Below are 10,585 nucleotides of genomic sequence, written 5' to 3' on the forward strand. Positions count from 1 at the left end.
TATGGCAGCACCTAAATTAAAAATGCGCCTTGGCGATTTATTAGTACATGAACATATTATTACTAATGAGCAGCTAATGCAGGCACTAAATAGCCAAAAATCTACCGGGCGAAAATTAGGGGATACTTTAATTGAGCTTGGTTATATAGGTGAGCGTCAATTACAAGAGTTCTTAGCACAGCAACTTAACGTACCTTTTTTAGATATTAGTCAGCGCCGCATTCCAAGCGAAGTTGCGTTATTGTTGCCTGAAGTTCATGCGCGTCGTTTACGTGCTTTAATCATTGAAGATCAAGGTGGCAGCGTGTTACTCGGTATGAGTGATCCTGCTGATTTAAGTGGCCTTGATCAGTTAGAGCAAATGCTTGCCCCAAAAAAGATAAACCTTGCTGTCGTCATGGAATCTCAGCTTTATCAAGCCTTCGACGCGTTATATCGACGCACGGCAGACATAGAGTCATTTGCGAGTCAGTTAGAAGAAGAATACGAACAAACAACTGATTTCGATTTATCGTCAACCTTTTTAGATGACAGTGGTGATGCAACCGTAGGTAAATTATTACAATCGGTTTTTGAAGATGCCGTGCAAATGCGTGCCTCTGATATCCATATTGAACCTGATGAGAATTTACTCCGTATCCGTCAACGTATCGATGGTGTATTACAAGAAAATATTTTAAAAGAAAATAAAATTGCCTCAGCTATGGTGCTCCGATTAAAGCTCATGGCAGGCCTGGATATTTCAGAAAAGCGCTTACCACAAGATGGCCGTTTTAATCTGCAAATTAAAGGGCATAATATTGATGTTCGTATGTCTACCATGCCAGTGCAACATGGTGAGTCAGTTGTTATGCGTTTACTTGATCAATCTGCCGGACTTTTATCACTTGACCAAACCGGTATGCCTGCCGATTTAGTCGCGCGGGTACGCCATCAAATTACACGGCCACACGGCATGGTATTGGTCACAGGGCCTACAGGTAGCGGTAAAACAACTACGTTGTATGGCGCACTAAGTGAACTAAATCAATCGACTAAAAAAATAATAACCGTAGAAGACCCTGTTGAATATCGTTTACCCCGTATCAATCAGGTACAAGTTGCGCCAAAAATCAATTTGAATTTTTCAACGGTGCTACGTACAGCATTACGACAAGATCCTGATATTATCATGGTGGGCGAAATGCGTGATCATGAAACAGTAGAAATTGGCTTGCGAGGTGCATTAACCGGTCACTTAGTGTTATCAACACTACATACTAATGATGCTATCACCAGTGCGTTAAGGTTAATAGATATGGGTGCAGCAGGCTTTCTTGTGGGTAGTTCACTGCGGGCGGTTATTGCTCAACGTTTAGTACGAAAAATTTGTGAACATTGCGGTGAAGATCACACGCCAGACAGCCAAGAAATGATGTGGCTTACCCATCTCGCTGGTGATGAAGCAACAACCGTGACATATAAAAAAGGGCGTGGCTGTCAATCATGCCAGTACAGCGGGTACAAAGGGCGTATTGGTGTTTTTGAATTATTAGAAATGAATGAGCCTATGATGGCGGCGCTTAAGCGTGATGACCCAGAAGCGTTTACCGAATTAGCGAAAGCAAATCCAACATTTACACCTTTAGCACAAGCTGCATTTAGTTATGCTAAACAAGGGATTATTAGCGTGGAAGAAGTACTTCGTTTAGTTGATACCATTGATGTTCAAAGCTAAGAGTAGAGTTAATTATGGCGACATTTAGTTACGTGGGCCGAAGTGTTAGTGGTTCGCAAGTTAAAGGTACGATAGAAGCAGCAAACGCTAATGCCGTTGCCGAGCAGTTGTCGCGGCAGGGTATTATTCCCGTAGCTATTAATCAATCTACAACGAAAGCCAGTGGCTCAACAGATTTAGCTAATATTGATATTGGTGAATTACTGGGATTTTCTGTTATTTCTCTCGATGAATTGATCGTTTTTTGTCGGCAAATGTATGCACTGGTTCGTTCTGGTGTTCCAATACTTCGTGCGATTAACGGCATGGCGGAATCAAGTACATCAAATAAATTGAAAATTGCGTTAACTGACGTTTCCAGTCAATTAGAAGGAGGGTATGCGCTTTCAACGGCATTAAATAAACACCCCAAAATTTTTTCACCTTTATTTATTTCACTCGTACATGTTGGAGAAAATACGGGTCAGCTTGATGGTTCCTTCTTAAAACTCGCCAGTTATTTTGAACGCGAACAAGACACCCGTAAACGCATAAAAACGGCGATACGTTATCCCAGTTTTGTGCTTGTTGCGATAGTCATTGCGATGGTTATCTTAAATATTTTTGTTATTCCAACGTTCGCTAATATGTTTGCAAAATTAGGTGCTGATTTACCGATCACAACACAAATGTTGATCGCGAGTTCAAACTTCTTTTTAAATTATTGGCCTCATCTCCTTGTGGCTTGTGTACTTGGTTTTTTTGGCCTGAGACATTATTTAAAAACGGTCCAAGGTATGTATTTTTGGGACCGACTAAAAACAAAGCTTCCTATAGTAGGAGGTATTATTGAACGTTCTATTTTGTCACGCTTTTCTCATAGTTTTTCTATTGTATTAAAAGCGGGTGTGCCTTTAACTACAGGGTTAACCTTAGTGTCTGATGCGGTTGATAACACTTACATGCGAGATAAAATTTTAGCGATGCGTGGTGGTATTGAAAGTGGTGACAGTTTATTGCGCTCAGCTAATGCCAGCAAACTATTTACGCCTCTCGTCCTACAAATGGTTGCGGTAGGTGAAGAAACTGGCCGTGTAGATGAGCTATTAGAAGAAGTGGGTGATTACTACGAACGTGAAGTTGATTACGAACTCAGCACGTTAACGGCTCGTATTGAACCTATTATGATCGCTATTGTTGCTGCTATGGTATTAGTACTCGCGTTAGGTATATTTACACCAATGTGGGACATGATGTCGGCTTTTAAAGGCAAATAATCTCGACCGTTAAAGTTACACTGATGACTTTAGGTATAAATCGTCACTTTGAGTACGTTTCAGGGTTTACATAGTAAAAACATAATAGTGTTTTTAGGCACTCAATTAGTAAGAATATGACATTACAACAGGTTAGTGCTAAAAAAGGGAAGTCTGTGGCAGAGAACCTGATCATACTGGCTATGATTGGTTTACTTATGGCGACATTTATTTATTATTTCTTTAAACAAGAAGCGCATTTATCTCGAGTCGGTTTTGACTCGGTTGCCAATACTTTCTCTGCACGGGTTACCGGTATTCACGCGCAATGGTTTATGGATAATAAACCACGTTGGGTCATTATTAAAGAAACGACCACCGTAAATGGTGATAGTGAAAGCAATCGTATTGAAGTTAATGAGGCGGGTTGGATTGACGTCGCTTTAGTCAAGGGTATAAGTAATCAAAATGAGTGCCGTAAAATATGGCAACAGGTGCTAGCAACGCCTATGGTTTATATGAAGCAGCCTATTTCAGCGGTATCAGTAAATATAAAGACAAATACAGCGACACAACAAAAAAATCGCTCGTGTCAGTATAGTTTGCCTAGTGGCGAGTATTTTGAATACCAACCGAGTAACGGCAAGGTAAGCAAAATAAAAGTACGTGAGTAGCGAAAAAAGAACTATTTTTAGGTATAGGTTAGAAAATGTAATTAAAGCTCACTAAGTAAGTGACTTTATTAGTAAATCGTTGTTAGAATCAATTTATAGTGCCGGTGAATGTACTGGTGAAAAAAAAGTAGAGGTTGTTATGAAGAAGCAGTCAGGTTTTACATTAATAGAACTGGTTATCGTTGTTGTTATTTTAGGGTTCTTAGCCGTTACTGCTATACCTAAGTTTCTCGACTTAACTGATCAAGCTAAACAAGCCAATATTGAAGGTATGGCCGGCGGTTTTGCCACAGGTATTTCTTTAGCACGAGCACAGTGGGAAGCTGAAGGACGTACTAATGACGGAACAAATAACACAACGGTTTATGATGGTGTTACGTTATATCTGACAGTCGAAGACTCAGTTAATAGCATCAGACCAGGTTATGCACTAGGCACTACTGCAACAGCATCTATTGCAGCGGTTAATTGTATTTCTGTTTGGAACAACCTTTTTCAGCAACCTCCTAGTATTGCTGAATACTCAGCAACTATTGCAGCATCAGTTAATTACATCGCCGCAACTAATACAACGAATGCTAATAACCCTTACTGTATTTATTATCTAAAAGAAACATTAGATAAAAATGCTACTGGCGGCTACGAAGACCCAGGAACATTAATAACGAAAGGGAATAACTTTACCTACTCGCCAGCAAATAGCACGGTAGCGATAAATATCAATGTAAACCCTAGTTAAACTTAAATAGACATATAAATAAAAAACTTTAAAACTATAGATTATAAAAAGGTAAATTATGAAAAAATTACAAAAACAAGCAGGTTTTACACTTATTGAATTAGTCGTCGTGATTGTTATTTTGGGTATTTTAGCTGCGACTGCTGCACCTAAGTTTATTGATTTAACGGGTGATGCGCGTTCAGCTACAGTCGAGGCTGTAGAAGGTGCATTAAATTCAGCCGCAGATTTAGCTCATGCCAAATCTTTAGTTTCAGGAACTGCTGATGGCAGTATTAGTATTGCAGGTTCAACTATTGTGTTTATTGGAGGGTGGCCAACAGAGGAAACCATTGGTTTGTTACTTGAAATTGACCCTACCACTAGTGATTTTACTGAAGTTTCTGGTGCTGCTGGAACTTTTACTCATAATGATGCAGCATCTTCTATAACTTGTCAGGCAAAATACAATGCAACAGGTGTAAGTAATTCGGTAAGACCAAAAATTACAAGTGAAGTGTCTGATTGTAACTAATCAATAACAGCTCTATTGATATAAGAAACCGAGCAATGCTCGGTTTTTTTATGTCACTTAATATCATTCAGCTTTAAGTTCTTACCCCAAACATCAATAAGAGGGTAAGTATGCTTTGCTTCCCTAAGTACTTCTTCGTATTGTTCTATTTTTCCTAAAATACTTAAACACAGTAGTATATTTGAATAAACACTTGGACGAGGTTTATAGCGAACACGAATTAACCCCCAATCAATATATTGTTGCAGTTTGTCAGTATTCTTTTCTTTAAGTCCTGAGATTAATATGATGCTGTATATATTAGCGTCAAATCGGCTTTGCCAAGCTACAGGGTTAATGATTTGTTCAAATGACTCTATATTTTGGTGACCCTTTTTTTCATATGCGGTAATGATAATACCCGTATGTAAAGTTGTCGCTAAAAAAGGTAGGAAAATAAAAAGTAATAAAACTGCAATAAAGTGAAGTAAAAATGTTTTGTTGATAGCAATAAAGTGTTCTTCACTATTATTTTGTAAATCGGTATACCAAAGTAGCATAATAAAAACTAACCAATGGGCAGTTGAACTATAAAATGGAAACTCTAATTGGCTGTGCAGCAGTAATGGGGTAATCAAACCTAAAATTGCTAGACGCTTGGCGAGTTTATTATTTATTTTTAACCAGCTTTTCATGTAAGCGATAAAGAATAAAATCATCCCTAATAAAGCAATAACGCCACCTTCACTGACCCAATATAAAACTTCGTTGTGCGGGTGAGATAGGTTCAGTTCTGGGTTCCTAAACTTAGGTTTTTTTATTATGTGTTCGTTATAGCGATCTACAAACTTTCGTTCAAAATTACCATAACCAACTCCTGAAACAAAATTTTCCTTAATTAATAGTGTGGTCACATGAAAGTTATAAGGTCTTGTTCCTTCAGACTGGTAACTTTGCACACCTCTTTTAGCTACAAAGCTTTGATCAAAGCTTTGTGTTGAGATAAAAAGAGTTATTACTATTAAAATGGCATTGACGGCCAACTGCTTTTTATTTTTAAAGTATAAATAAGGGCTAATAAAAGTCAGGACTAAAAGAGTCGCTAAATGTCCGGTTCTTGACTGTAAAACCACCACTAAAAAAGTAGCTGAGAATAGGCAGAAGTAACAAAGTGCTTGTTGGTATTTATTGAATGAAAATGTTTTTGATGACACTGACAAATACATCGCTAAAGCAATGCCTGTTGCCATGAAACTTGCCATAACATTAGGTTGTAAAAAACTGCCGTGTGGACGGCTAATCCCAGGTTTATAGCCCCCCCAATCACCGGCCTCTAAAATAAAATATTGCACTAAACCAAAGCAAGCTTGTATTGCAATAGCTATTAATATCCACCATAAAACTTGTTGGGGGTTTTCTCTTAACTCGCCAAATTGATACAAACAAAATAACAGTAGCAAGCCACCAGCTAAGCCGAGTAGGCGAGGAATAGCATGGTCGCTAAATTCACTGCCATAAAACATCGGAACGCATAAACATAAAAAGCCTAATAAACTATAAAGTTGTAAGCTACTGGTCACGACTTTTTTATTAAGGGTTATTTGCCAAAGCCCTAACGAAATAAGTAGAGTGGCAATTAGCCAACCAAAGACATTGAACGATAAATACAAGCCTGTTCCACCGGGGGTTTCCAGTACAACATGCATGGCAAAGCAGAAATATAAGATAAGTAAAAATCGAAAATAAGGGAATAGGGTCAAAGTAGTCTAAATATTCAAAAAAATATTATGTAAAGAGTAGAGTGCTTCACTTGTATTTACAATATCTTATCGTAGAATTGTTTGTAGGTTACAAGATATATTTTTATGAAAAAATACGATATGCTGTATAAATTAAGTAAAATGGAATTTTAAATAAAGTGAAGGTATTAATGGGGTCTTCGGTTACATTTAAACAATCAAATAAAACTACTCAAGGTTTCACGCTGATTGAACTCATCGTCGTTATTGTTATTCTTGGTATTTTAGCTGCGACAGCACTTCCGAAATTTATTAATTTAAAAGCTGATGCACAAACGGCAACATTGCAAGGTGTTAAAGCTGCAATGCAAAGTGCTGCTGCACTTATTCATAGTAAGTCGTTGGTTAAAGGTAATCATAATTTAGCAATGGGAACTGTTAATATTAACGATGGTGGCGGTTTAGCTAATGACGGAGAACTATCCCTTAACTTTGGCTACCCTTTAGCAAACGTCGGTGAGTGGCAACGGCTGCTTAATTTAGGTGAAAATTTTAAATATCGAGGACTCGGTGGAACCACCGGACGAGTGGTTGCCATCTATCGAGATGATACTGCACGGCCAAGTAGAGTAACAGATCCATGTATCGTTTATTATGTAAGAGCCATTGACGCGAATACCCCTCCAGAATATATTATTAATAAGTGTATTTAGTGTTTAATGGCTGAGTAAGGGAATACATTGATGAACAACAAATCGAGCACATATTCACTTAGAAAATATCATCGTGGTTTTACTCTGATTGAGTTAGTCATTGTTATCATCATATTAGGTATTCTTTCGGCAACGGTAGTTCCTAAGTTTTTCACTTCAAATGGTTTTACTGAATATGCATATCGAGCCGATGTTATTGCTAAACTACGCTTAATACAAACCCGTGCTATGCAACAAGTTAATGACTCTTGCCACCAAATGATGATCAGCGCAAATAAACTCGGCAAGGTAACTTGTGACACTCCTCCAGCATATATAGAGCAAAAAGCTACTTTAGTTGTCATCGATAATAACGATAATGTTACATTTAGCCCGACAGGACTTACCTTTTCTTTTGATAGTTTGGGGCGCCCACAAGGTTGTAACCAGCCTTGTGAAATTAGCATCTCTGGTGATCAGGAGCTGAAAGTTTCTATTGAAGCTGAGGGCTATATTCATGAGCTTTGATCAACGTTTACCATTACATTCTTTTTCACCTTTACAAAAGGGTTTTACCTTAATAGAAACCATTATTGGTATTGTTGTATTATCCATCGCCTTTTCTATTTTAACGACATTAATTTATCCATTATCTAATCAAAGTGCAGAGCAAGTTCACCAAATAAGGGCGGCTGAATTAGGCCAGTCGATGATTAATGAAATTTTAGGTAAAGCGTTTGATGAAAATTCTGATATGTCGGGAGGGTACTATCGTTGTGGTGACGACATCAATAACGACGGCGAAATTAAACTTATTGATGGTGAAAATACCTGTTCAACAATCTTACAAAATGAAGAGTCTGATGATCGTGAATTCTATGACGACGTAGATGACTACCAAGGACTCGTTATTATCGAGAATTCACTTGGGGAATCAACAGGAAGTGATATTTACATAGGATATCAAGTTAATGTCACCGTTGTTAATGACGGTGACTACGACGGTAATCCAGACGGAAATTCAATTACAACCAATTTCACGGCTAAACTAATAACGGTAACGGTAACTACACCCCAAGGTTTTGATTTTGTCTTTTCTGCTTATAAGGCTAATTTCTAATGCGTATATTATCGGCTAAGGAAAAGGGGTTTACTTTAGTGGAGTTAGTTACGGTAATCGTAATTTTAGGTGTCTTGGCTGTTAGCACTACAAGTTTCATTCAGTTTGGTACGAAAAGCTATACTGATGCAGTGGATCGTGAAGAGATAACGACAACAGCACGTTTTGTTATTGAACGGTTAAATCGAGAAGTAAGAAATTCTTTACCTAATAGTGTCCGTGTTGTGAATGGTAGTGGAAAAAAATGTTTAGAATTTATACCTATTGCACAGAGTGCAATCTATCTAGATATCCCTGTATTGCCTGAACCAGCGTCAAATACGATAACATTAGTGCCTTTTACGAGTGCACTTGTTGATAATAGTTCAAGCGTTGCGGTGTATGCACTTAATGCCAATGATATATATGATAATAACAATGGTGTTATTCATGGCTTTGATTCACTCTCCCCTTTGCTAAATAGAAATGAACTTAATGACAGTTCGCCAGCAGTGGTATTAACGTTAGCTACCCCTGCTAACCCTATACATTTTAGGGCTGATTCTCCAACGAGCCGTATTTATTTTATAGAGCCAGCGGTTGCATACTGTCTTGAGAATGACGAACTTTATCGATACAAAAACTATGCAAACTCCGCTGTAGATAACACGCCCATACGCAGCAATAATGGCGTTGAAAACAATTGGAGTCTAATGGCCGAAAATCTTGGGAATACAGTACTACCCTTTAATGTTGTTGATGTAACATTAAGACGTAATGCATTAGTCTTAATTCAGTTACATTTCTTTATAAACCTAGAAAATATTATTTTTAGTCATGAAATACAGGTGCCTAATGTTCCATAATAAGCAGGTAATAAGATCAAAGTCATTTTACCAATTACATAGCCCTAATAAACATCAAGGTAGTTCATTAGTCATCGCTATATTTATTATTGTTGTTTTGTCACTTCTGGGAGCGGCTTTAGTTAAAATGATGGCATCGAGCCAGAAAAATGTTGCGTTCGAAGTGTTAGGAACCCGTGCGTATACAGCTGCACAAACTGGAGTTCAGTGGCAATTAGCACAATTATTTCCTGTTGGTTTAGGTACTAGCCCGACAAAAAAATGTAGTGATGTAGGTCATGCCCCCCCTATAATTAATAATACGTCAGGTTTAAAAGGATGCGCTATAATAAGCCCCATCGGGTGTAGTGACTTTCTTCACGATGGTGTTCGTTATTATACAGTTACAAGTATTGGTTCGTGCGATATTGACGGAGAAGTTACTTCGAGAATAATTGAGGTAGAAGCAAGGAGTTTGTAAATCTTTACTTAAATACCCCTTAATCTTATAGACTGTATGTTACTAAATTTAGTGTTAGTTTTTTTTACAGTTATACTTTAAAATAAATACCAGCGCACTCCATTTCGTTGTTTATATTGACTAATTTATTATTGGTACGGTAAGTGCATCTAATATATTATCTGGCGAACCGTACCATTGTTGTTTTTCATTAATTGAGGTTTTATAATGATCAAATATACGTTTAAGTTAATATTAATGTTTTCCCTGCTTTTCTCTAGCGCATCTTTTGCTGGCTACATTACCACTGATCTTACCGATGATACGTACATCACTTATAAAGGTTACGATTGGACTTGGGCAGCACCTGTTAGCGTAACAAATCTTTCTGGTATAGATCCAACCACTGATGTAGACGTAGATAATGTGTTTGAAGACCCTACAGTACACACTGGCTGGATGGCAATTATTGATAATGAAATCAAACAATTATTTGCTGAACTGACCTTGAGTCACTTTCAACGCAATGGCGAAATAATTCAATCAGTAGCATATTGGAATTCACATTTTGTGCATGTTGATATCGCTGATTTTAACATCAAAGTAGGTGTTAAAGGTGCTGACGGCTATATTTATGAAGAGAACGATACTTTCTACGTACGTAATATTGCTGACAGACCTACAGCTCAAGTGCCAGAACCATCTACCCTTATGATTTTTGCTATCGCACTAATTGCTTTATCTCTGAGAAAGCGCGCTATTCAATAACGCTGATGTTAAGTAAATAAAATTCAAAACAGCCTCGCCATTGCGGGGCTTTTTATTGCTTATTAAACAACTTAGCGGTACATTTGTTTGATGATTATAGTTAATGTGGTTAACAGATTGAGTA

Annotated in this window: 12 protein-coding genes; 11 read left to right on the forward strand and 1 reads right to left on the reverse strand. The window is 37.7% G+C overall.

Going from position 1 to position 10,585, the window contains the following annotated elements:
- The first annotated feature begins 1 nt into the window (after nt 1).
- The 5 genes from H4J39_RS07555 (at nt 2) to H4J39_RS19280 (ending at nt 4,879) form a co-directional block, all read left to right on the forward strand.
- Nucleotides 2-1,717 (forward strand): GspE/PulE family protein, encoded by a 1,716-nt coding sequence (locus H4J39_RS07555; RefSeq protein ID WP_182226977.1) that lies wholly within the window; start codon nt 2-4, stop codon nt 1,715-1,717.
- 14 nt (nt 1,718-1,731) lie between these two features.
- Nucleotides 1,732-2,973 carry a type II secretion system F family protein gene (locus H4J39_RS07560; RefSeq protein WP_182226979.1) on the forward strand — a complete coding sequence of 414 codons (1,242 nt, stop codon included), beginning with the start codon at nt 1,732-1,734 and terminating at the stop codon, nt 2,971-2,973.
- A gap of 116 nt (nt 2,974-3,089) precedes the next feature.
- Nucleotides 3,090-3,626, forward strand: coding sequence for a hypothetical protein (locus H4J39_RS07565; protein ID WP_182226981.1), 537 nt, complete (start codon nt 3,090-3,092; stop codon nt 3,624-3,626).
- Between the two features lie 79 nt (nt 3,627-3,705).
- Complete coding sequence (locus H4J39_RS19275; protein WP_310649726.1) at nt 3,706-4,365, forward strand: type II secretion system protein; 660 nt, start codon at nt 3,706-3,708, stop codon at nt 4,363-4,365.
- Nucleotides 4,366-4,423: 58 nt separating this feature from the next.
- Nucleotides 4,424-4,879, forward strand: coding sequence for a prepilin-type N-terminal cleavage/methylation domain-containing protein (locus tag H4J39_RS19280; RefSeq protein ID WP_182226983.1), 456 nt, complete (start codon nt 4,424-4,426; stop codon nt 4,877-4,879).
- A gap of 53 nt (nt 4,880-4,932) precedes the next feature.
- Here the strand turns inward: H4J39_RS19280 and H4J39_RS07580 are convergent, their stop codons facing one another.
- A complete protein-coding gene (locus tag H4J39_RS07580; RefSeq protein ID WP_182226985.1) occupies nt 4,933-6,564 on the reverse strand; it encodes a PglL family O-oligosaccharyltransferase in 1,632 nt (543 codons plus the stop codon).
- A gap of 212 nt (nt 6,565-6,776) precedes the next feature.
- Here H4J39_RS07580 and H4J39_RS19285 point away from each other — a divergent pair, with 212 nt between their 5' ends.
- From H4J39_RS19285 to H4J39_RS07610, 6 genes are all read left to right on the forward strand, one after another.
- Nucleotides 6,777-7,310, forward strand: coding sequence for a type II secretion system protein (locus H4J39_RS19285; RefSeq protein ID WP_404842685.1), 534 nt, complete (start codon nt 6,777-6,779; stop codon nt 7,308-7,310).
- A gap of 30 nt (nt 7,311-7,340) precedes the next feature.
- The gene (locus H4J39_RS19290) at nt 7,341-7,817 is read left to right on the forward strand and encodes a prepilin-type N-terminal cleavage/methylation domain-containing protein (protein WP_182226987.1); all 477 of its coding nucleotides are present in this window, start codon (nt 7,341-7,343) and stop codon (nt 7,815-7,817) included.
- Entirely contained in the window at nt 7,807-8,409 is a 603-nt protein-coding gene (locus tag H4J39_RS07595) for a prepilin-type N-terminal cleavage/methylation domain-containing protein (RefSeq protein WP_182226989.1), read from the forward strand. Before H4J39_RS19290 ends, H4J39_RS07595 begins: the two co-directional genes overlap by 11 nt.
- Nucleotides 8,409-9,254, forward strand: coding sequence for a PilW family protein (locus tag H4J39_RS07600; RefSeq protein WP_182226991.1), 846 nt, complete (start codon nt 8,409-8,411; stop codon nt 9,252-9,254). Before H4J39_RS07595 ends, H4J39_RS07600 begins: the two co-directional genes overlap by 1 nt.
- Nucleotides 9,244-9,714, forward strand: a complete 471-nt coding sequence (locus H4J39_RS07605; protein WP_182226993.1) for a pilus assembly PilX N-terminal domain-containing protein — start codon at nt 9,244-9,246, stop codon at nt 9,712-9,714. The genes H4J39_RS07600 and H4J39_RS07605 overlap by 11 nt, the downstream gene beginning before the upstream one ends.
- A gap of 207 nt (nt 9,715-9,921) precedes the next feature.
- The gene (locus H4J39_RS07610; RefSeq protein WP_182226995.1) at nt 9,922-10,461 is read left to right on the forward strand and encodes a PEP-CTERM sorting domain-containing protein; all 540 of its coding nucleotides are present in this window, start codon (nt 9,922-9,924) and stop codon (nt 10,459-10,461) included.
- Nucleotides 10,462-10,585 lie beyond the last annotated feature (124 nt).

This window comes from Colwellia sp. Bg11-12, from assembly GCF_014076955.1.
Lineage (GTDB): Bacteria > Pseudomonadota > Gammaproteobacteria > Enterobacterales > Alteromonadaceae > Colwellia_A.

Excerpts from the sequence above, each read along its gene's own strand:
- H4J39_RS07555 (WP_182226977.1), top strand. The coding sequence starts at position 2 with ATGGCAGCACCTAAATTAAAAATGCGCCTTGGCGATTTATTAGTACAT.
- H4J39_RS07610 (WP_182226995.1), top strand. The coding sequence starts at position 9,922 with ATGATCAAATATACGTTTAAGTTAATATTAATGTTTTCCCTGCTTTTC.
- H4J39_RS07565 (WP_182226981.1), top strand. The coding sequence starts at position 3,090 with ATGACATTACAACAGGTTAGTGCTAAAAAAGGGAAGTCTGTGGCAGAG.
- H4J39_RS19280 (WP_182226983.1), top strand. The coding sequence starts at position 4,424 with ATGAAAAAATTACAAAAACAAGCAGGTTTTACACTTATTGAATTAGTC.
- H4J39_RS07605 (WP_182226993.1), top strand. The coding sequence starts at position 9,244 with ATGTTCCATAATAAGCAGGTAATAAGATCAAAGTCATTTTACCAATTA.
- H4J39_RS07600 (WP_182226991.1), top strand. The coding sequence starts at position 8,409 with ATGCGTATATTATCGGCTAAGGAAAAGGGGTTTACTTTAGTGGAGTTA.
- H4J39_RS19290 (WP_182226987.1), top strand. The coding sequence starts at position 7,341 with ATGAACAACAAATCGAGCACATATTCACTTAGAAAATATCATCGTGGT.
- H4J39_RS07580 (WP_182226985.1), bottom strand. The coding sequence starts at position 6,564 with ATGCATGTTGTACTGGAAACCCCCGGTGGAACAGGCTTGTATTTATCG.
- H4J39_RS07560 (WP_182226979.1), top strand. The coding sequence starts at position 1,732 with ATGGCGACATTTAGTTACGTGGGCCGAAGTGTTAGTGGTTCGCAAGTT.
- H4J39_RS07595 (WP_182226989.1), top strand. The coding sequence starts at position 7,807 with ATGAGCTTTGATCAACGTTTACCATTACATTCTTTTTCACCTTTACAA.